We start from the raw sequence: 21,837 nt of genomic DNA on the forward strand, positions 1-21,837 counted from the left end.
CTATGAAAATCAGAATCGATATTCCTCATCATCCTTATGATATTCAGATTGAAAAAGGCTGTCTGGCTCAGGCTGGTCAATGGTTGCGAGAACTCTGGCAACCTCAAAAAGTGGTCATTGTAACAGACAACCATGTAGCTTCTCTTTATGCAGAGAAGGTCAAGCTCAGCCTAGAAGATGCTGGTTTTCAGGTAGCTGTTTTTGACTTTTTAGAAGGGGAAGAAAGAAAGAATTTAACCACTGTTCAGAAAGTCTATGAATTTCTAGTTAAGCAGGACCTGACTCGTAGCGATGGAATCGTGGCTCTTGGTGGTGGTGTCGTTGGGGATTTGGCTGGTTTTGTGGCCTCTACCTATATGCGGGGCATTCACTTTGTTCAGATTCCGACCAGCTTGACAGCTCAGGTGGATTCTTCTATCGGCGGAAAGACAGGTGTCAACACTCCATTTGCTAAGAATATGGTGGGTACCTTTGCCCAACCAGATGGGGTTCTGATTGATCCACTTGTCCTTGAAACGCTTGGAAAAAGAGAGTTGATTGAAGGGATGGGGGAGGTCATCAAGTATGGCTTGATTGAGGATCCAGAACTTTGGGCTCTTTTGACGGAGCTGGATGGTTCTGTAGAGAGCATTATGGAACATGCGGAGACTTTGATTGAACATTCTTGTCAGGTCAAGCGCAAGATGGTGGTTGAGGATGAGCTGGACAATGGTGTACGCCTTTACCTCAATTTTGGTCACACTATTGGTCATGCTATTGAAGCGACTGCTGGTTATGGAAAGGTCATGCATGGAGAGGCTGTGGCCATGGGAATGGTTCAGATTTCCAAGGTTGCTGAGGAAAAAGGTTTCATGCCAGAAGGAATAACCCAGTCCATCACAGAGATGTGTCAGAAATTTGGACTACCTGTTGACTATGAAAACTGGAATGTTGACAAGCTTTATCAAGCTTTGACTCATGACAAAAAAGCGCGTGGCAATACCTTGAAATTGGTCTTGGTGCCAGAGCTTGGCTCAGCGACCATCCACCCAGTTTCTCTGGAAGAGATGAAAGACTACTTGGTAAAATAAGGAGAGTGTATGAGATATTTAACTGCAGGAGAATCACACGGCCCCCGTCTGACGGCTATCATTGAAGGAATTCCAGCTGGACTTCCTTTGACAGCAGAGGATATCAATGAGGATTTGAAACGTCGCCAGGGTGGATACGGCCGCGGTGGTCGTATGAAGATTGAGAGCGACCAAGTTATCTTTACTTCGGGTGTTCGCCATGGGAAGACTACTGGGGCTCCCATTACCATGGATGTCATCAATAAGGACCACCAAAAATGGCTGGATATCATGTCTGCGGAGGACATTGAAGACCGCCTTAAAAGCAAACGGAAAATCACCCATCCACGTCCAGGTCATGCTGACTTGGTTGGGGGCATCAAGTACCGTTTTGATGATTTACGTAATTCCTTGGAGCGTTCATCAGCTCGTGAAACAACCATGCGGGTGGCAGTTGGGGCAGTAGCAAAACGCCTCTTGGCTGAGCTGGATATGGAGATTGCCAACCATGTCGTAGTCTTTGGTGGCAAGGAAATCGATGTTCCTGAGAATCTGACAGTAGCTGAGATTAAGGAAAGAGCTGCCCAGTCTGAAGTTTCTATTGTCAACCAAGAACGGGAACAGGAAATCAAGGATTATATTGACCAAATAAAGCGTGACGGTGATACCATCGGTGGAGTTGTGGAGACAGTCGTTGGAGGTGTTCCAGTTGGTCTTGGTTCCTATGTCCAATGGGACAGAAAATTAGATGCCAGACTTGCCCAAGCTGTTGTCTCTATCAATGCCTTTAAAGGGGTAGAATTTGGTCTTGGCTTTGAAGCTGGTTATCGTAAAGGCAGCCAAGTCATGGACGAAATTCTTTGGTCTAAAGAAGACGGCTATACCCGCCGTACCAACAATCTGGGTGGCTTTGAAGGTGGTATGACTAATGGGCAACCTATTGTTGTTCGTGGCGTTATGAAACCCATTCCCACTCTCTATAAGCCTCTTATGAGTGTGGATATCGAAACCCACGAACCTTACAAGGCAACCGTGGAGAGAAGTGATCCGACCGCCCTTCCAGCTGCTGGAGTGGTCATGGAAGCTGTTGTAGCAACGGTTCTGGCGCAAGAAATCCTTGAAAAATTCTCATCAGATAATCTCGAGGAATTAAAAGAAGCAGTATCTAACCACCGAGACTATACAAAGAACTATTAAGGAGTTCCTATGGCAAAAACAATCTATATCGCAGGTCTTGGTTTGATTGGTGCCTCTATGGCACTTGGTATCAAACGTGATCATCCAGACTATGAAATTTTAGGTTATAATCGCAGTCAAGCTTCGAGAGATATCGCCTTGAAAGAAGGCATGATTGACCGTGCAACGGATGATTTTGCCAGTTTTGCTCCTTTGGCAGATATCATCATCCTCAGTTTGCCAATCAAACAAACCATTGCTTTCATTAAGGAGTTGGCCGACTTGGACTTGAAAAAAAGTGTGATTATTTCAGATGCCGGTTCGACCAAGTCAGCCATTGTGGATGCAGCGGAGCAGTATTTGGCTGGCAAGCCTGTTCGCTTTGTCGGGGCCCATCCCATGGCTGGTAGTCATAAGACAGGAGCAGCTTCTGCGGATGTCAATCTCTTTGAAAATGCCTACTATATCTTCACACCTTCGAGCCTGACAAGTCAGGATACGCTTGAGGAAATGAAGGATCTGCTTTCATGTCTTCATGCTCGCTTTATCGAAATTGATGCCAAAGAGCATGATCGTGTGACTTCTCAGATTAGCCATTTTCCTCATATTCTGGCTTCCAGTCTCATGGAGCAGACTGCGGTCTATGCTCAAGAACATGAGATGGCAAGGCGCTTTGCGGCCGGTGGTTTTCGAGATATGACCCGAATTGCGGAAAGCGAGCCGGGCATGTGGACTTCTATTCTCTTGTCCAATCGTGAGACCATTCTGGATCGAATTGCGGATTTCAAGGAGCGCTTAGATGAGGTTGGACAAGCCATCAGTAAGGGAGATGAGGAGCAGATTTGGAACTTTTTCAATCAAGCGCGTGAGAAGCGTCAGGCCATGGAAATTCATAAACGTGGTGGTGTGGACAGTTCTTACGATCTCTATGTTGATGTTCCTGATGAAGAAGATGTCATCTTACGGATTTTGGAACTACTACGTGGAACTTCTTTGGTTAACATCCGCATTAACGAGGAAAACCGTGAGGATATTCACGGGATTCTACAAATCTCATTTAAAAATGCTCAAGATTTAGAACGAGCCGAGCACCTCATAACAGAAAATACCGACTACACAGTCGTTATCAAATAAGGAGAAAATTATGCCTAAAATAGAACCTAAATTCATATTTGGTGTTATCTTTATTTCTTTTATCTTACTTAGAGCTTACGTTGTTAAAAAAGATGTGAAAACTACTTCAGAAGCAAGTGTTGAGACAAAAAATGAACGATCCGACAAGGAAATAAGTTAAGAGAAAATCAATTCAAAGTATGTAGACGATAGAATTATTAATGAGTTTATCAATAGCTATAATCAAAATTCTAATAGCCCATTATAAAATATCAAAAAATGAAATACAAAAATAAAATATTTCGCATCAAGCTACGGATATTACTTGGAACTTTTACATGCAAATGATACTGATAAAATCAATGTAACAATAAATCAGACAAATGAAAATAGTGAATCTGGTGTTGCAGGAATGAAAGAAGTATTTCATGATATTGTTAAATCGATCTCATCATCCTTATCTGATGATGAGATAAATAACTATTTTGATAATCTTATGCCAAATGAAATAAAAACAGGTTCTAATTTAGGAACTTTGAAGATAGAGTATATACCAGATAAGGAATTAAGCAATGGACATTCAAGAGGTCATATAAAAGTGATTGCACAATAATAAAGACCACAGAGTGACTATTAATTTTAAAAGAAATAAATAAGGAGAAAATCATGTCAAATATTTACGATAGTGCAAACGAACTCAGTCGCGGTCTACGCGAATTGCCAGAATACAAGGCTGTCAAAGCAGCTAAAGATGCGATTGCAGCAGATGCTGAGGCAAGTAAAATATTTACAGAATATGTTGCTTTCCAAGAGGAAATTCAAAGATTAGCGCAGACAGGTCAAATGCCAGATGCTTCCTTCCAAGCGAAGATGGAAAACTTTGGCAAGCAGATTCAGGGGAATAGCCTCTTGTCAGAATTCTTTACCAAGCAACAACAATTGGCAATTTACCTTTCTGACATTGAAAAAATTGTTTTCGAACCAGTTTCAGAATTGCTAAAATAAGAAAATAACAATCCTAAAGTCAGGAATTTTTAAGGAATTTCTGGCTTTTTATGATAAAATAGGTAAAAGTATTGCAAGTATGAGGTCCAGTATGAAACTAAAAACAAACATTAGCCACTTACATGGCAGTATCCGCGTTCCAGGTGACAAGTCTATCAGTCACCGTTCCATTATCTTTGGAAGTTTGGCTGAGGGTGAGACAAAGGTTTATGATATTTTAAGGGGCGAGGACGTGCTCTCAACTATTAAAGTTTTTCGTGACCTTGGTGTTGATATTGAGGATAAAGATGGGGTTATTACCATTCAAGGTGTCGGTATGGACGGCCTAAAAGCTCCGCAAAATGCCCTTGATATGGGAAATTCTGGCACCTCGATTCGCCTGATTTCAGGTGTCCTTGCAGGGGCCGACTTCGAAGTAGAGATGTTCGGAGACGACAGTCTATCCAAACGCCCTATGGATCGTGTGACCCTTCCACTGAAAAAAATGGGCGTTAGTATTTCAGGGCAAACTGAGCGAGACTTGCCTCCCCTTCACTTAAAAGGGACAAAAAACCTAAGACCTATTTATTATGAGTTGCCAATTGCCTCTGCCCAAGTCAAGTCAGCCTTGATGTTTGCGGCCTTGCAGGCTCAGGGGGAGTCTGTTATTATCGAGAAAGAGTGCACCCGTAATCATACTGAAGATATGTTGCAACAATTTGGTGGCCATTTAAGTGTGGAGGGCAAGAAAATCACAGTCCAAGGACCACAAAAACTGACTGGACAAAAGGTTGTCGTGCCAGGAGATATTTCCAGTGCAGCCTTTTGGTTAGTCGCAGGTTTGATTGTTCCAAATTCTCGTGTAGTGCTGCAGAATGTGGGGATCAACGAAACGCGCACCGGTATTATCGATGTCATTCGTGCCATGGGTGGAAAATTGGAAATAACTGAAATCGATCCAGTCGCTAAATCTGCTACTTTGACTGTTGAGTCTTCTGACTTGAAAGGAACAGAGATTGGTGGCGCTTTGATTCCACGTTTGATTGATGAATTGCCCATTATTGCCCTGCTTGCGACTCAAGCCCAAGGTGTAACAGTTATCAAGGATGCTGAGGAGCTAAAGGTCAAGGAAACAGACCGCATTCAGGTTGTGGCAGACGCTTTAAATAGCATGGGTGCGGATATTACTCCTACGGCAGATGGGATGATTATCAAAGGAAAATCAGCTCTTCACGGTGCTAGAGTCAATACGTTTGGTGACCACCGTATCGGCATGATGACAGCTATCGCAGCCCTCTTGGTTGCAGATGGAGAGGTGGATCTTGACCGTGCAGAAGCCATCAATACCAGCTATCCTAGTTTCTTTGATGATTTGGAGAACTTGATTCATGGCTAAGGTATTGCTAGGATTTATGGGGGCTGGAAAATCGACCATTGCAAGAGGCTTGAACCCTAATTACCTTGATATGGATGCTCTGATAGAGAAGCGCTTAGGTATGTTCATTGTGAATTTTTTCGCTGAAAAGGGAGAAGCGGCCTTTCGTCAGGTAGAATCAGAAGTCCTAGCTGATTTACTACAAACAGACCAAGTCGTGTCAACTGGTGGAGGTGTAGTCATTTCTCAGCGAAATCGCAATTTACTCAAGACCAATTCTGATAACATCTACCTGAAAGCAGATTTTGAAACCCTCTACCAACGTATCGCAGCTGATAAGGACAATCAGCGTCCACTTTTTCTAAATAATAGCAAGGAAGGATTAGCAGCTATTTTCCAAGAACGACAGGCTTGGTATGAGGAAGTAGCCAGTCGGGTTTTGGATGTGACCAAGTTAAGCCCAGAGGAAATTATAGAGGAACTGAGATGAAAATTGCTTATCTAGGTCCCAAGGGATCATTTTCACATCACGTTGTGCAGACAACTTTTCCTCATGAGGAATTGCAGGCCTTTGCCAATATTACAGATGTCATCAAGGCCTATGAGCAAGGCTTGGTGGACTATTCTGTGGTGCCAGTTGAAAATTCTATCGAGGGTAGTGTTCATGAAACCTTGGACTACCTTTTTCATCAGGCTCGCATTCAAGCAGTTGCAGAAATCGTTCAGCCTATTCATCAGCAGTTGATGGTGGTTCCAGGACATACTAAGATTGAAAAGATTTTTTCACATCCACAGGCCTTGGCTCAAGGAAAGAAATTCATCGATGAACAATATCCAGAGGCCCAAATCGAGGTAACAGCTAGTACAGCTTATGCGGCCCGTTTTATTTCTGAACATCCAGACCAGCCCTTTGCGGCCATTGCACCTAGAAGTTCTGCCGAAGAATATGGCTTGGAACTGATTGCTGAGGATATTCAGGAAATGGAAGCCAATTTCACACGTTTCTGGGTTCTGGGAGCTGAAGGTGCAGCTATTCCCTTGCAAGCACAAACTGAAAAAATGAGTTTGGCCTTGACCTTACCTGACAACCTTCCAGGTGCACTCTACAAGGCTCTTTCGACCTTTGCTTGGCGAGGAATTGACCTGACAAAAATTGAAAGTCGTCCACTCAAGACAGCGTTGGGCGAATACTTTTTCATTATTGATGTGGATTATGCTGATAAGGACTTGGTCCACTTTGCCCAAAAAGAATTAGAAGCGATTGGAATCCAGTATAAAGTTCTGGGTGCCTATCCTATTTATCCAATATCAGACCATGGAAAGGAGAGAAGATGAGTAAAGAAAATCCTTTAAGTCATCACGAGCAGTTGCGTTATGACTATCTCTTTAAGAACATTCATTACCTCAATGAGCGAGAAAAAAAAGAGTTTGCTTACTTGCAAGACAAATTAAATAGGGCAAGTAGTGACGCTCCCTCAGAAAGTCAGGAATTGACCGAGGATTATAGAAAGTCAAGTGCTAACACTTCGATTCCTTCTTATAATAGCCGTAGTCGTTCTGAGAGATATCAGAAGATCAATTCTCTTCCAAAGAAAAAAATCAAAAAGCGGAAGCTACGATGGGGCCGTATTTTCGCAGGTTTACTGGCTATCTTAGCTTGTCTGGCATTGGGTATGATTTTTATGTTCTTGAAAGGTTATACCAATGCTAATCCAGATAAAATTGCCAATGCCAGGGCAGCTCAAGTAGAAGTTTTTAATGGTCAGGATACCAGAGATGGTGTTAATATTTTGATCATGGGTACAGATGGGCGAATCGGTCAAAATAGTGCTGAGACGCGGACGGACTCTATTATGGTATTAAATGTTGGCGGCTCAGATAAGAAAATTAAGCTGGTCAGCTTCATGCGTGACAATTTGGTTTATATAGACGGTTACAGTCAAGTCATTAACGGTAGAAAACAGACGGATAACAAGTTAAACGTAGCCTATGAGTTAGGAGAACAAGAGGGGCAAAAAGGGGCAGAAATGGTTCGTCAAGTTTTGAAAGATAATTTTGATTTGGACATTAAGTACTATGCCTTGGTCGATTTTCAGGCCTTTGCTACAGCGATTGACACACTTTTCCCTGATGGGGTGACAATTGATGCTCAATTTTCAACATTGAATGGGCGTCCACTAACAGAAGCTACAGTCGGAGATGATTTACACGCTACTGAGACTGAGTCTCCAACCCAAACCATCAAAGTCGGAAAACAGCAGATGAATGGCTCGACCTTGCTCAATTATGCTCGTTTCCGTGATGATGATGAGGCGGATTACGGCCGTACCAAAAGACAGCAACAAGTACTGACAGCAGTTCTTCAGCAAATCAAAGATCCAACCAAGCTCTTTACAGGCTCAGAGGCACTTGGCAAGGTATTCGCAATGACCTCAACGAATGTTCCTTATACCTTCCTGTTAACAAATGGCTTGTCTTTCCTAGGCGGAGTTCAAAATGGTATTGAAAAATTGACGATTCCAGAACTTGGTGACTGGGTAGATGCCTATGATGTTTATGGAGGCTTGGGCTTGCTTGTCGATCAAAATAAATATCAGAATAAATTGTCTCAGATGGGCTTGAGATAAGATAAGACAGAAAAATCAAAGTTTGATAGCTATTTGGATAGCAGTCAGGCTTTGATTTTTACAGTCTGCAATAGATTTTCACCCCCTATTTGTGGTATAATGGAACGATACGATAGAAAGAATAATGAACAATATGACTGATTTAAAAGCAATTCAGGCTCGTAGCCTGGAGATGGCTGAATATTTTGTTGCATTTTGCAAGGAACATGATTTACTTTGTTATCTCTGTGGAGGAGGTGCTATTGGTACCCTTCGAAACAAGGGCTTTATTCCTTGGGATGACGACCTAGACTTTTTTATGCCTCGTAAAGATTATGAGAAATTAGCAGAATTATGGCCTTGTTATGCAGATGAGCGTTATTTCTTGTCGAAGAGTAACAAGGATTTTGTTGACCGCAATCTTTTTATTACCATTCGTGACAAGGAAACTACCTGTATTAAGCCTTATCAGCAGGATTTGAATTTACCACATGGTTTGGCCTTAGATGTCTTGCCTTTGGATTATTATCCGAAAAATCCAGCTGAGCGGAAGAAACAGGTTCGCTGGGCCTTGATTTATTCGCTCTTTTGTGCCCAAACTGTTCCAGAAAAGCATGGAGCTCTCATGAAATGGGGAAGCCGTATTTTACTGGGAGTGACTCCAAAATCTCTCCGTTATCGCATTTGGAAAAAAGCTGAGAAAGAAATGACCAAGTATAGTCTGGATGAGAGCGATGGCATCACAGAATTATGCTCAGGTCCTGGCTACATGAGAAACAAGTACCCAATCGCATCCTTTGAAGATAATCTCTTCTTGCCATTTGAAGGAACAGAGATGCCCATTCCAGTTGGCTATGATGCCTATCTCAGTACTGCTTTTGGCGATTATATGACTCCTCCGCCAGCAGACAAGCAAGTACCGCATCATGATGCTGTCATCGCTGATATGGATAAGTCTTATACAGAATACAAGGGAGAATATGGTGGCTAAGAAAAAAATCTTATTTTTTATGTGGTCTTTTTCTCTCGGGGGTGGAGCAGAGAAGATTCTGTCGACCATTGTTTCAAATCTAGATCCAGAAAAGTATGATATTGATATTCTTGAAATGGAGCACTTTGACAAGGGATACGAATCTGTTCCCAAGCATGTAGGCATTTTAAAATCCCTTCAGGATTATCGCCAAGCCAGATGGTTACGAGCTCTTTTGTGGAGAATGAGAGTTTATTTTCCAAGATTGACACGTCGCTTACTGGTGAAAGATGACTATGATGTTGAGGTTTCCTTTACCATTATGAATCCTCCACTTTTGTTCTCTAAAAGAAAAGAAGTCAAGAAGATCTCTTGGATTCATGGAAGTATCGAAGAATTTCTTAAGGATAGCTCCAAAAGAGAATCACATAGACGCCAGTTGGATGCTGCGAATACAATTGTAGGGATTTCAAAAAAGACCAGCAATTCTATCAAGGAAGTCTATCCAGATTATGCTTCGAAATTACAGACGGTCTACAATGGATATGATTTTAAGAGTATTCTAGAAAAATCTCAAGAGAAGATCGATATGGAGATTGCGCCTCAAAGTATCTGTACTATTGGACGGATTGAGGAAAATAAGGGTTCTGACCGTGTGGTGGAAGTGATACGATTATTACATCAAGAGGGAAAAAACTATCATCTCTATTTTATCGGGGCTGGGGATATGGAAGAGGAACTGAAAAAATGCGTCAAAGAATATGAGCTTGAAGACTATGTACATTTCCTTGGTTATCAAAAAAATCCTTATCAGTATTTATCTCAGATGAAAGTTCTTTTGTCTATGTCTAAACAAGAAGGTTTTCCTGGAGTGTATGTGGAGGCCTTGAGTTTAGGACTTCCTTTTGTCTCTACGGATGTTGGAGGGGCTGAGGAATTATCCCAAGACGGACAATTTGGACAAATCATTGAGAGCAATCAAGAGGCAGCTCAGGCAATTACTGACTACATGACCTCTGCTTCAAACTTCGATGTCAATGAGGCTAGTCAATTCATTCAACAATTCACAATTGCCAAACAAATCGAACAAGTAGAAAAACTATTAGAGGAGTAGCATGGAAACTGCATTAATTAGTGTCATTGTACCAGTCTATAATGTGGCGCAGTACCTAGAAAAATCGATAGCTTCCATTCAGAAGCAGACCTATCAGAATCTGGAAATCATTCTTGTTGATGATGGAGCAACGGATGAAAGTGGTCGCTTGTGTGATTCAATCGCTGAACAAGATGATAGGGTGTCAGTGCTTCATAAAAAGAATGAAGGTTTGTCGCAAGCACGAAACGATGGAATGAAGCAGGCTCACGGAGATTATCTGATTTTTATTGATTCAGATGATTATATCCATCCAGAAATGATTCAGAGCTTATATGAGCAATTAATTCAAGAAGATGCGGATGTTTCGAGCTGTGGTGTCATGAATGTCTATGCTAATGATGAAAGTCCACAATCAGCCAATCAGGATGACTATTTTGTCTGTGATTCTCAAACATTTTTAAGAGAATACCTCATAGGTGAAAAAATACCTGGAACGATTTGCAATAAGCTAATCAAGAGACAGATTGCAACTGCCCTATCCTTTCCAAAGGGATTGATTTACGAAGATGCCTATTATCATTTTGATTTAATCAAGTTGGCTAAGAAGTACGTTGTTAATACCAAACCCTATTATTACTATTTCCATAGAGGGGATAGTATTACGACTAAACCCTATGCAGAGAAGGATTTAGCCTATATTGATATCTACCAAAGGTTTTACAATGAAGTTGTGAAAAACTATCCAGATTTGAAAGAGGTTGCTTTTTTCAGATTAGCCTATGCCTACTTTTTTATTCTGGATAAGATGTTGCTAGATGATCAGTATAAACAGTTTGAAGCCTATTCTCAGATTCATCGTTTTTTAAAAGGCCATGCCTTTGCTATTGCTAGGAATTCAATTTTCCGTAAGGGGAGAAGAATTGGTGCTCTGGCTCTATTCATAAATATTTCCTTATATCGATTCTTATTACTAAAAAATATTGAAAAATCTAAAAAATTACATTAGAACGGGGGTGAGCAAGTGATTGATGGAAAACGATTATTATTTAGTTTGACCCTAGTCAGTTATGCCTTGACGCTAGTAAGTGGAATTGTGTATCTGTTTAATAATAACAACGTTAGCTTGCTTTCTACTTTATTGTTCTTACTGGTTAGTAGCTTAATTGCCTGCTGGAATGATATCAAGTATTACTTAATCCATTTTATTTTCTATTTAACTATTTTTGTATTTCTGGTATCAAGACCGACCATTGATTATTTTAGGGATGGCGCTCTGGATACCTATCATCCGATAGCCTATCGCTTTGCCTTTATAGTCGTCATGGTTTCGATTCTGGGCTTGACCACAGGAGGCGTACTGGCTCGTTACTTCATAGCTAGGAAGAACATAAAAGTACCAAAGATAGGAAATTCTATAAAAGAGATTTATATCAAGCGGTTACGCTTTGTATCACTAGGAGTTTTTCTTCTAACCTATCCTTTCTATTTTATTCGCTTATTTGAACGGCTCCTGTATCGTCTGCAGACTTCCTACTATGCCTACTATGCAAATTTTGAAAGTAAACTTCCTTATTTTACCTACATTTTGTCTACCTTTACGGTCTATGCAATGTGTATGTATCTGGCAACCAAGCCAAAGAAATTGCAGGCGACAGCAGTGTTGGTATCCTTCATTGTAGCCAATACCATTCATTTGGCAATCGGGACACGAAATCCCTTTATTTTAAGTATTTTATTTGCTTTTGTTTATTACTTTATGCGGGAGCAAACTGAAAAGGGAAAATGGATTGGGTTTAAAGAAAAGTTAGCGATTTTTGTCGGTTCTCCTATTCTTATGTTAGCGATGGGAGTGCTCAATTATGTACGGGATAATGTCCAGGTTTCCCATACAGGTTTCTGGGATATCTTACTTGACTTTATCTATAAACAAGGGACTAGTTTTGGTGTTCTGGCTCGAGGTTTTCTATTTAACAGTAGCCTTCCTTACCGAGATTTACGCAATTTTACTTTTGGTCCTGTCATTGATTATTTTGCAAGAGGAAGTTTGGGGGCTATTTTCGGAGGAAAAGCCTTTGAACATACAACCAATAGTGTGGAGCTAGCTATTGATAGTAATAGTTATGCCCACAATCTATCCTATCTTGTTTTGAACAAGGAATACTTGAAAGGACATGGTATCGGAAGTAGTTATATCATGGAGTTGTATACAGACTATGGTATGATAGGAGTCTTTCTACTTAGTCTCTTACTCGGTATGCTATTTATAGCCATGTTGCAAGTAGCCTATCGCTCTAGAACAATCCTATTTGCCTTGTCCCTACTCATCTTGAATAATCTATTCTTTATGCCAAGAAGTAGCTTTTCAGAAAGTTTCTTCAATCTATTTACAATGCAATTCTGGGGAATTGTTCTTGTGATTATATTTGTAGCAAAAATGCTTACAAAAGAGAACCAGTATCTACTAAACAAAGGAGAAAAAAATCATGTTTGAACATTATTCAGTAGCTGATTTGTTTGCAAATCTTTACAAAAAACGAAAAGCAAATATTCTAGCTCTCATCGCTTTATTTGCTCTCATTGCTGTACCATTTACAATTAAAGCAGTTAAGAATAAAAATACTGTCAAAGACACAACAAGTTATTCAACTTATATCAGCTATAAAATCACTCCTCCAGAAGATTCAGCCAAAACGATTTTGAATCATCAAATTGGTGGCTATAGTGATTTCTACGGGAAATTGATTGATGGGAATTTGAATGGAGCTTATCTTTTCAATGATGTAGAGTCTAGTGAGTTGAAAAAAATTGCTAGTGAATTAGATACGACAGAAACAACCTTGAAAAATTCTACGAATGATTATTGGTGGAAAAAATTAACTGTCTACTATATGATTGACGATGCAGGGGTTGGTGTGAAAATTTTGACACCAAGTAAAGATGCTAATGACTTGTTGGAGCGAAAAATTGATGGATTGATTGAGAAATTTAAACACACTTATGCAAATGTAAAAATTGAAAAATTGGAAACCATCAACTCTAAAGAATTGAATGCAAACGGTGAGACAGCGCTTGGATTGAATGTGAAGAACTTGATTCTCCGTTTAGCTGTTATTGGAGTAGTTTGTGTGATTTTGGTTGTGATGGGAAATGTATTGGTTTATCTCTTTAATCCAACCATCAATAGAGCAGGTGATTTTTCTCAGTATCAAATTGATTTTGTAACAGAGATTACAACAATTGCCAACCTAGCAGATATCCTATCATACAAAAATGCTGGACAAGAATTAACAATCGTTAGCTCAAACAAAGCTATCCTAGATAAATTGAAACAAAATCAAGAGGCCTTAAAAGGAATTCATTTTGTAGATTTACAAGATGTACCATCTCTTTTAGAAAGAGATACAGTCCTTCTTGTTGAAGAATACGGAGTGACTCGTTATAAGAAATTTGAACAAAGTCTTCAAATTCTTAGAAACTTAAATCGTTCTATCCTTGGTGTAGCAACCTTTAAACTATAAGCTTTCTGATGTATTAGGTCTTCAAAGTTGGCTAAGAGCTGATTTTGAAGGCTTTTTCTATTTGTTTGCAGAAATTTTCTTTTATACTCAATGAAAATCAAAAAGCAAACTAGGAAGCTAGCCGCAGGTTGCTCAAAGCACCGCTTTGAGGTTGTAGATAAAGCTGACGTGGTTTGAAGAGATTTTCGAAGAGTATTAGAGTCTTCTACAGAAGTTACCCTAGGGAAAATCTATCCCGACAGAGGAGCCTTCTTTTGATAAAATCGTAAAAATCTAGTATAATAGATAGAACTGAAAGTATGAGGTTACTAGCAATGAAAATGAAACAAATCAGTGATACAACTTTAAAAATCACGATGTCTTTAGAAGATTTGATGGATCGAGGCATGGAGATTGCTGACTTTCTCGTTCCTCAAGAAAAAACAGAAGAGTTCTTTTATGCTATCTTGGATGAGTTAGAGATGCCTGATAGCTTCCTAGATACAGGTATGTTGAGCTTCCGTGTGACTCCAAAACCTGATAAGGTCGATGTCTTTGTAACCAAATCAAAGATTGACCAAAATCTAGATTTTGAAGATTTATCGGATTTGCCAGACATGGAAGAATTGGCTCAAATGTCGCCAGATGAATTTATCAAAACCCTGGAAAAAAGTATCGCGGACAAAACTAAGGATGATATCGAAGCCATTCAATCTCTAGAGCAAGTCGAAGCCAAGGAAGAAGAGCAGGAGCAGGCTGAACAAGAAGTTGAGAGCAAGAAAGAGCCCTACATCTATTACATCCTTTCTTTCGCAAAATTAGCTGATTTGGTGGCTTTTGCCAAGACAGTGACTTTTGAGATGGAAACTTCTGAACTCTACAAGATGAATGAGCGCTATTATTTGACCATTTTAGTGGATATTGAAAATCATCCAAGTCCATATCCAGCGTGGCTTTTGGCTCGTATGCGCGAGTTTGCAGACGATAGTGACATCAGTCGTTCAGTCTTGCAAGAGTATGGCCAAGTCTTGATGAATCACGATGCTGTGCTCAATCTGCAAAAAATCGGATAATCCTTTCTGGAAAGCTATTTCTAGATTTTGAGAAGAGCGAATCGTCTGATTCGTTTTTTCTTTTCTAGATTGAAATAGTGATTTACTATAATAGGAATTTTCACAAAATTCTGTTATAATGGCTATATTAGAAAATTTCGAGGAGACAAACATGACAGTTAAAATTGCTTTACTAGGATTTGGTACCGTTGCAAGTGGTGTGCCTTTCCTCCTAAAGGAAAATGGAGAAAAAATCAATCAATCAGCACATTCAGAGATTGAAGTTGCTAAGGTATTGGTCAAGGATGAAGATGAAAAGAATCGCTTGCTTGCAGCAGGGAATGACTTTAACTTTGTAACCAATGTGGATGACATTTTATCAGACCAAGACATTACGATCGTAGTGGAATTGATGGGGCGTATCGAACCAGCTAAAACCTTTATCACTCGTGCCTTGGAAGCTGGAAAACATGTTGTTACTGCTAACAAGGACCTTTTGGCTGTCCATGGTGCAGAATTGTTAGAAATCGCTAAAGCTAATAAGGTAGCACTTTACTATGAAGCAGCAGTAGCTGGTGGGATTCCAATTCTTCGTACTCTAGCAAATTCGTTGGCTTCTGATAAAATCACGCGCGTGCTTGGAGTAGTCAACGGAACTTCTAACTTCATGATGACCAAGATGGTCGAAGAAGGCTGGTCTTACGATGATGCTCTTGCGGAAGCGCAACGTCTAGGATTTGCAGAAAGTGACCCTACAAATGACGTAGATGGGATTGATGCAGCCTACAAGATGGTGATTTTGAGCCAATTTGCTTTTGGCATGAAGGTCGCTTTTGACGATGTAGCCCACAAGGGAATCCGCAACATTACACCAGAAGACGTAGCTGTAGCACAAGATCTTGGCTATGTAGTGAAATTGGTTGGTTCTATTGAGGAAACTCCTTCAGGAATTGCTGCAGAAGTAACTCCAACCTTCCTACCTAAAGCACACCCACTTGCTAGTGTGAATGGCGTAATGAACGCTGTCTTTGTGGAATCTATTGGTATCGGTGAGTCTATGTACTATGGACCAGGTGCTGGTCAAAAACCAACTGCAACAAGTGTTGTAGCAGATATTGTCCGTATCGTTCGTCGTTTGAATGATGGTACCATTGGCAAAGACTTCAACGAATATAGCCGTGACTTGGTCTTGGCAAATCCAGAGGATGTCAAAGCAAATTACTACTTCTCAATCTTGGCACCAGACTCAAAAGGTCAGGTCTTGAAGTTGGCTGAAATCTTCAATGCCCAAGAAATTTCCTTTAAGCAAATTCTCCAAGATGGAAAAGATGGTGACAAGGCGCGTGTCGTTATCATCACACACAAGATTAATAAAGCCCAGCTTGAAAATGTTTCAGCTGAATTGAAGAAGGTTTCAGAATTCGACCTCTTGAATACCTTCAAGGTGCTAGGAGAATAAGATGAAGATTATTGTACCTGCAACCAGTGCCAATATCGGGCCAGGTTTTGACTCGGTCGGTGTAGCTGTAACCAAGTATCTTCAAATAGAGGTCTGTGAAGAACGAGATGAGTGGCTGATTGAACACCAGATTGGCAAATGGATTCCACATGACGAGCGCAATCTCTTGCTCAAAATTGCTTTGCAAATTGTACCAGACTTGCAACCAAGACGCTTGAAAATGACCAGTGATGTTCCCTTGGCGCGTGGTTTGGGTTCTTCCAGCTCGGTTATTGTAGCTGGGATTGAACTAGCCAACCAACTGGGCCAGCTCAACTTGTCTGATCATGAAAAATTGCAGTTAGCGACTAAGATTGAAGGCCATCCTGACAATGTGGCTCCAGCCATTTATGGTAATCTCGTTATTGCAAGCTCTGTTGATGGACAAGTTTCTGCTATCGTAGCAGACTTCCCAGAATGTGATTTTCTAGCCTACATTCCAAACTATGAATTGCGTACTCGAGACAGCCGTGGCGTCTTGCCTAAGAAATTATCTTACAAGGAAGCTGTTGCGGCTAGTTCTATCGCCAATGTGGCTGTTGCCGCCTTGTTGGCAGGAGACATGGTGACCGCTGGGCAAGCAATCGAGGGAGACCTCTTCCACGAGCGCTATCGTCAGGACTTGGTGAGAGAATTTGCGACGATTAAGCAAGTGGCCAAAGAAAATGGTGCCTATGCAACCTACCTCTCTGGTGCTGGGCCGACAGTTATGGTCTTGGCTTCTCATGACAAGATGCCAACGATTAAGGCAGAATTGGAAAAGCAACCCTTCAAAGGAAAGCTTCATGACTTGAAGGTTGATACCCAAGGTGTCCGTGTCGAAGCAAAATAAAGAATAGAAGATAGGATGGGGAAACTCTCGACCAGAGGGCTTCCTATCCTTTTTTTGAAAAGAATTCGAGTTAAAAACTTGATAAAGGAGAAATAAAGATGGCAGAAATTTATCTAGCAGGTGGTTGTTTTTGGGGCCTAGAGGAATATTTTTCACGCATTTCTGGAGTGCTAGCAACCAGTGTTGGCTACGCTAATGGACAAGTCGAAACGACCAATTACCAGCTGCTCAAGGAAACAGACCATGCAGAAACGGTTCAGGTAATTTATGATGAGAAGGCAGTGTCACTCAGAGAGATTTTACTTTATTATTTCCGTGTTATTGATCCATTATCAGTCAATCAACAAGGGAATGACCGTGGACGTCAGTATCGGACCGGTATATATTATCAGGATGAAGCAGACTTGCCAGCTATCTTCACAGTGGTGCAGGAGCAGGAGCGCATGCTTGGGCGAAAGATTGCAGTAGAGGTGGAGAAACTTCGCCACTACATTCTGGCTGAAGATTACCACCAAGACTATCTTAAGAAGAATCCTTCAGGTTACTGTCATATCGATGTGACCGATGCTGAGAAGCCATTGATTGATGCCTCTAACTATGAAAAGCCTAGTCAAGAGGTGTTAAAGGGCAGTTTATCTGAAGAATCCTATCGTGTTACCCAAGAAGCTTCTACAGAGGCTCCATTTACCAATGCCTATGACCAAACCTTTGAAGAGGGAATTTATGTAGACATCACGACAGGTGAGCCACTCTTTTTTGCCAAGGCTAAGTTTGCCTCAGGATGTGGTTGGCCAAGTTTTAGTCGTCCGATTTCTAAGGAATTGATTCACTACTACAAGGACCTGAGTCATGGAATGGAGCGAATCGAGGTTCGTTCTCGGTCAGGAAACGCTCACTTGGGTCATGTTTTCACAGATGGACCGCGTGAGTTTGGTGGCCTCCGTTACTGTATCAATTCTGCTTCCTTGCGCTTTGTGGCCAAGGATGAGATGGAAGAGGAAGGATATGGCTATCTACTGCCTTACTTAAGCAAATAAAACAGAGAGGGTGGGCACTTCCCACTTTCTTTATTTCTAGAAAACGAATAGAAGGGATCTATGAAACACCTATTATCTTACTTTAAACCCTACTTCAAGGAATCGATTTTAGCACCCTTGTTCAAGCTGTTAGAAGCTGTTTTTGAGCTCTTGGTTCCCATGGTGATTGCTGGGATTGTTGACCAATCCTTGCCCCAGAGAAATCAAAATCATCTCTGGATGCAGATTGGCCTGCTCCTTATTTTTGCAGTGATTGGTGTTGTAGTGGCCTTAATAGCCCAGTTCTACTCAGCTAAGGCTGCGGTTGGATTTGCCAAAGAATTGACAGGTGACCTCTATCGCCATATTCTTTCCTTGCCCAAGGACAGCAGAGATCGTTTGACCACTTCTAGCTTGGTCACTCGCTTGACTTCGGATACCTACCAGATTCAGACTGGTATCAATCAATTCCTGCGTCTCTTTTTACGAGCGCCTATTATCGTTTTTGGAGCCATTTTTATGGCCTATCGAATCTCAGCTGAGCTGACTCTCTGGTTCTTGATCATGGTTGTCATTTTGACCATTGTTATTGTAGGGCTCTCTAGACTGGTTAATCCTCTCTACAGCAGTCTGAGAAAGAAAACGGATCAGCTGGTTCAGGAAACGCGCCAGCAATTACAAGGGATGCGGGTTATTCGTGCTTTTGGTCAAGAAAAACGAGAGTTACAGATTTTTCAAACCCTTAACCAAGTTTATGCCAGATTGCAAGAAAAAACAGGCTTCTGGTCTAGTTTATTAACACCCCTGACCTATCTGATTGTAAATGGAACTCTCCTAGTCATTATCTGGCAAGGCTATATTTTTATTCAAGGAGGATTGCTCAGTCAAGGCGCTCTCATTGCCCTTATTAATTATCTCCTACAGATCTTGGTGGAATTGGTCAAGCTAGCCATGCTGATCAATTCTCTCAACCAGTCCTACATCTCAGCTAAGCGAATCGAGGAAGTCTTTGCTGAGGCTCCAGAAGACATCCATTCAGAATTAGAGAAAAAGCAAGTTACCAGCAATCAGGTTTTACAAGTTCAAGAACTGACCTTTACCTATCCTGATGCGGCCCAGCCTTCTCTGAGAGACATTTCCTTTGATATGACTCAAGGACAAATCCTTGGTATCATTGGGGGAACGGGTTCTGGTAAATCAAGCTTGGTGCAACTCATCCTTGGACTTTATCCAGCAGACAAGGGGAGCATAGACCTTTATCGAGATGGATCTAGTCCTCGTAATTTAGAGGAATGGCGGTCTTGGATTGCCTATGTGCCCCAAAAAGTCGAACTTTTTAAAGGAACCATTCGTTCTAACTTGACTCTAGGTTTCAATCAAGAAGTAACGGACCAAGAACTTTGGCAGGGCTTGGAAATTGCACAAGCCAAGGATTTTGTCAGTGATAAGGAAGGACTCTTGGATGCCCTAGTTGAGGCAGGAGGTCGAAATTTCTCAGGTGGACAAAAACAACGGTTGTCTATCGCACGAGCAGTCTTGCGCCAGGCTCCGTTTCTCATCCTAGATGATGCGACCTCGGCCCTCGACACCATCACAGAGTCCAAGCTGTTGAAGGCTATTCGAGAGAACTTACCAAACACGAGCTTAATCTTGATTTCTCAAAGAACATCGACTTTAAAGATGGCTGACCAGATTCTCCTCTTGGAAAAAGGTGAGCTCCTAGCTATCGGCAAGCACGAGGACTTGATGAAATCCAGTCAAGTCTATCGCGAAATCAATGCATCCCAACATGGAAAGGAGGACTAGCATGAGACGACAAACTGCAAACCAGACGCTCAAACGTTTGGCCAAAGATTTAGCAAGTCATCCTTTACTCCTTTTCCTAGCCTTTCTAGGAACTATTGCCCAAGTTGGTTTATCGATCTATCTACCTATTCTGATTGGGCAGGTCATCGACCAAGTCCTAGTGACTGACTCTTCACCAGTTTTTTGGCAGATTTTTCTCCAAATGATCTTGGTGGTCATAGGAAATACCCTTGTGCAGTGGGTCAATCCTCTTCTCTATAATCGCCTAATCTTCTCTTATACCAGAGACTTGCGAGAGCAAATCATCCATAAGCTCCATCGGTTACCGATTGCTTTTGTGGATCGGCAAGGCAGTGGAGAGATGGTCAGTCGTGTGACCACAGATATAGAACAGTTGGCAGCCGGCTTGACCATGATTTTTAACCAATTTTTTATTGGCGTCTTAATGATTTTGGTTAGTATTCTAGCCATGCTTCAAATTCATCTCCTCATGACTCTTTTGGTCTTGCTGTTGACGCCACTGTCTATGGTGATTTCACGCTTTATTGCCAAGAGATCCTATCATCTCTTCCAAAAGCAAACAGAGACAAGGGGGATTCAGACACAATTAATTGAAGAATCGTTGAGCCAGCAGACCATTATCCAGTCCCTTAATGCTCAGGCAGAATTTATCCAAAGACTGCGTGAGGCTAATGACAACTATGCAGGTTATTCGCAGTCAGCTATCTTTTATTCTTCAACGGTTAATCCTTCGACTCGTTTTGTCAATGCGCTCATTTATGCCCTTCTAGCTGGAGTAGGAGCTTATCGTATCATGATGGGGTCCACCTTGACCATTGGACGCTTAGTGACTTTTTTGAACTATGTTCAACAGTACACCAAGCCTTTTAATGATATTTCTTCAGTGCTAGCTGAGTTGCAAAGTGCCTTGGCTTGCGCAGAGCGTGTTTATGCTGTCTTAGAGAGCCCTGAGGTGGCTGAAACAGGTAAGGAAGTTTTGACCAGTGACCAGGTTAAGGGAGCTATTTCCTTTAAACATGTCTATTTTGGCTACCATCCTGAGAAGATATTGATTAAGGACTTATCCATCGATATCCCAGCTGGTAGCAAGGTGGCTATTGTTGGTCCGACAGGTGCTGGAAAATCAACCCTTATCAATCTTCTCTTGCGTTTTTATCCCATTAACTCTGGAGATATCTTGCTGGATGGTCGTTCCATTTATGACTATAGTCGTGCCACTTTACGCCAGCAGTTTGGCATGGTGCTACAGGAAACCTGGCTCAAGCAAGGGACCATTCATGACAATATTGCCTTCGGCAATCCTGATGCTAGTCGGGAGCAAGTGATTGCTGCTGCCAAAGCAGCCAATGCGGACTTTTTCATCCAACAGTTGCCACAAGGATATGATACCAAGTTGGAAAATGCAGGAGAATCTCTCTCTGTCGGTCAAGCACAGCTCTTGACCATCGCCCGAGTCTTTCTGGCTATTCCAAAGATTCTTATCTTAGACGAAGCAACTTCATCCATTGATACGCGGACAGAAGTGCTGGTACAGGATGCCTTTGCCAAACTCATGAAGGGGCGCACAAGTTTTATCATTGCCCACCGCTTGTCAACCATTCAAGATGCAGATTTGATTCTTGTCTTGGTGGATGGCGACATTGTTGAGTATGGGAACCATCAGGACCTCATGGCTAGAAAAGGCAAGTATTACCAAATGCAGCAAGCTGCAGCTTTTAGCTCAGAATAAGCCTTTCTCTTTTGAAA

General features: G+C 41.4%; 21 protein-coding genes. All 21 read left to right on the top strand.

The window, feature by feature from the left end:
- The first annotated feature begins 2 nt into the window (after positions 1-2).
- The 21 genes from aroB (at position 3) to ACN076_RS04675 (ending at position 21,820) form a co-directional block, all read left to right on the top strand.
- Positions 3-1,070 carry a 3-dehydroquinate synthase gene (aroB, locus tag ACN076_RS04575; protein WP_261066127.1) on the top strand — a complete coding sequence of 356 codons (1,068 nt, stop codon included), beginning with the start codon at positions 3-5 and terminating at the stop codon, positions 1,068-1,070.
- A 9-nt stretch (positions 1,071-1,079) separates the two neighbouring features.
- On the top strand, positions 1,080-2,246 hold the full coding sequence (gene aroC, locus ACN076_RS04580) for a chorismate synthase (RefSeq protein WP_153192546.1): 1,167 nt from the start codon (positions 1,080-1,082) through the stop codon (positions 2,244-2,246).
- A 9-nt stretch (positions 2,247-2,255) separates the two neighbouring features.
- Positions 2,256-3,359 (top strand): prephenate dehydrogenase, encoded by a 1,104-nt coding sequence (locus ACN076_RS04585; RefSeq protein WP_420790216.1) that lies wholly within the window; start codon positions 2,256-2,258, stop codon positions 3,357-3,359.
- Between the two features lie 10 nt (positions 3,360-3,369).
- Complete coding sequence (locus ACN076_RS04590; RefSeq protein WP_194250464.1) at positions 3,370-3,519, top strand: hypothetical protein; 150 nt, start codon at positions 3,370-3,372, stop codon at positions 3,517-3,519.
- 144 nt (positions 3,520-3,663) lie between these two features.
- The gene (locus tag ACN076_RS04595; protein ID WP_153192542.1) at positions 3,664-3,951 is read left to right on the top strand and encodes a hypothetical protein; all 288 of its coding nucleotides are present in this window, start codon (positions 3,664-3,666) and stop codon (positions 3,949-3,951) included.
- A 53-nt stretch (positions 3,952-4,004) separates the two neighbouring features.
- A complete protein-coding gene (locus tag ACN076_RS04600) occupies positions 4,005-4,343 on the top strand; it encodes a YlbF/YmcA family competence regulator (RefSeq protein WP_153192540.1) in 339 nt (112 codons plus the stop codon).
- A gap of 91 nt (positions 4,344-4,434) precedes the next feature.
- On the top strand, positions 4,435-5,718 hold the full coding sequence (aroA, locus tag ACN076_RS04605) for a 3-phosphoshikimate 1-carboxyvinyltransferase (RefSeq protein ID WP_153192538.1): 1,284 nt from the start codon (positions 4,435-4,437) through the stop codon (positions 5,716-5,718).
- Complete coding sequence (locus ACN076_RS04610) at positions 5,711-6,187, top strand: shikimate kinase (protein ID WP_420790217.1); 477 nt, start codon at positions 5,711-5,713, stop codon at positions 6,185-6,187. Before aroA ends, ACN076_RS04610 begins: the two co-directional genes overlap by 8 nt.
- Positions 6,184-7,032: a prephenate dehydratase gene (pheA, locus tag ACN076_RS04615; RefSeq protein ID WP_153192534.1), complete on the top strand. Its 849-nt coding sequence runs from the start codon at positions 6,184-6,186 to the stop codon at positions 7,030-7,032. The genes ACN076_RS04610 and pheA overlap by 4 nt, the downstream gene beginning before the upstream one ends.
- Positions 7,029-8,324, top strand: a complete 1,296-nt coding sequence (locus ACN076_RS04620) for an LCP family protein (protein WP_261066126.1) — start codon at positions 7,029-7,031, stop codon at positions 8,322-8,324. Before pheA ends, ACN076_RS04620 begins: the two co-directional genes overlap by 4 nt.
- Before the next feature lie 124 nt (positions 8,325-8,448).
- Positions 8,449-9,294 (top strand): LicD family protein, encoded by an 846-nt coding sequence (locus tag ACN076_RS04625; RefSeq protein ID WP_153192530.1) that lies wholly within the window; start codon positions 8,449-8,451, stop codon positions 9,292-9,294.
- On the top strand, positions 9,284-10,387 hold the full coding sequence (locus ACN076_RS04630; protein WP_153192528.1) for a glycosyltransferase: 1,104 nt from the start codon (positions 9,284-9,286) through the stop codon (positions 10,385-10,387). The genes ACN076_RS04625 and ACN076_RS04630 overlap by 11 nt, the downstream gene beginning before the upstream one ends.
- 1 nt (position 10,388) lies before the next feature.
- Positions 10,389-11,375 carry a glycosyltransferase family 2 protein gene (locus tag ACN076_RS04635; protein ID WP_153192526.1) on the top strand — a complete coding sequence of 329 codons (987 nt, stop codon included), beginning with the start codon at positions 10,389-10,391 and terminating at the stop codon, positions 11,373-11,375.
- Between the two features lie 15 nt (positions 11,376-11,390).
- Positions 11,391-12,860, top strand: coding sequence for an O-antigen polysaccharide polymerase Wzy family protein (locus tag ACN076_RS04640; RefSeq protein WP_420790218.1), 1,470 nt, complete (start codon positions 11,391-11,393; stop codon positions 12,858-12,860).
- A complete protein-coding gene (locus ACN076_RS04645) occupies positions 12,853-13,887 on the top strand; it encodes a prephenate dehydratase (RefSeq protein WP_420790219.1) in 1,035 nt (344 codons plus the stop codon). The genes ACN076_RS04640 and ACN076_RS04645 overlap by 8 nt, the downstream gene beginning before the upstream one ends.
- A 314-nt stretch (positions 13,888-14,201) precedes the next feature.
- On the top strand, positions 14,202-14,939 hold the full coding sequence (gene mecA, locus ACN076_RS04650) for an adaptor protein MecA (RefSeq protein WP_000782684.1): 738 nt from the start codon (positions 14,202-14,204) through the stop codon (positions 14,937-14,939).
- 151 nt (positions 14,940-15,090) lie between these two features.
- Positions 15,091-16,377, top strand: a complete 1,287-nt coding sequence (locus ACN076_RS04655) for a homoserine dehydrogenase (RefSeq protein WP_023946376.1) — start codon at positions 15,091-15,093, stop codon at positions 16,375-16,377.
- Position 16,378: 1 nt separating this feature from the next.
- Entirely contained in the window at positions 16,379-17,248 is an 870-nt protein-coding gene (gene thrB, locus ACN076_RS04660) for a homoserine kinase (protein WP_024057159.1), read from the top strand.
- A 98-nt stretch (positions 17,249-17,346) separates the two neighbouring features.
- Positions 17,347-18,285, top strand: a complete 939-nt coding sequence (gene msrB / locus ACN076_RS04665) for a peptide-methionine (R)-S-oxide reductase MsrB (RefSeq protein WP_420790220.1) — start codon at positions 17,347-17,349, stop codon at positions 18,283-18,285.
- Between the two features lie 60 nt (positions 18,286-18,345).
- Positions 18,346-20,070: an ABC transporter ATP-binding protein gene (locus tag ACN076_RS04670; RefSeq protein WP_420790221.1), complete on the top strand. Its 1,725-nt coding sequence runs from the start codon at positions 18,346-18,348 to the stop codon at positions 20,068-20,070.
- Between the two features lies 1 nt (position 20,071).
- On the top strand, positions 20,072-21,820 hold the full coding sequence (locus ACN076_RS04675) for an ABC transporter ATP-binding protein (RefSeq protein WP_153192515.1): 1,749 nt from the start codon (positions 20,072-20,074) through the stop codon (positions 21,818-21,820).
- Positions 21,821-21,837 lie beyond the last annotated feature (17 nt).

Origin of the sequence: Streptococcus sp. K0074 (genome assembly GCF_048843365.1) — a bacterium.
Lineage (GTDB): Bacteria > Bacillota > Bacilli > Lactobacillales > Streptococcaceae > Streptococcus > Streptococcus mitis_BM.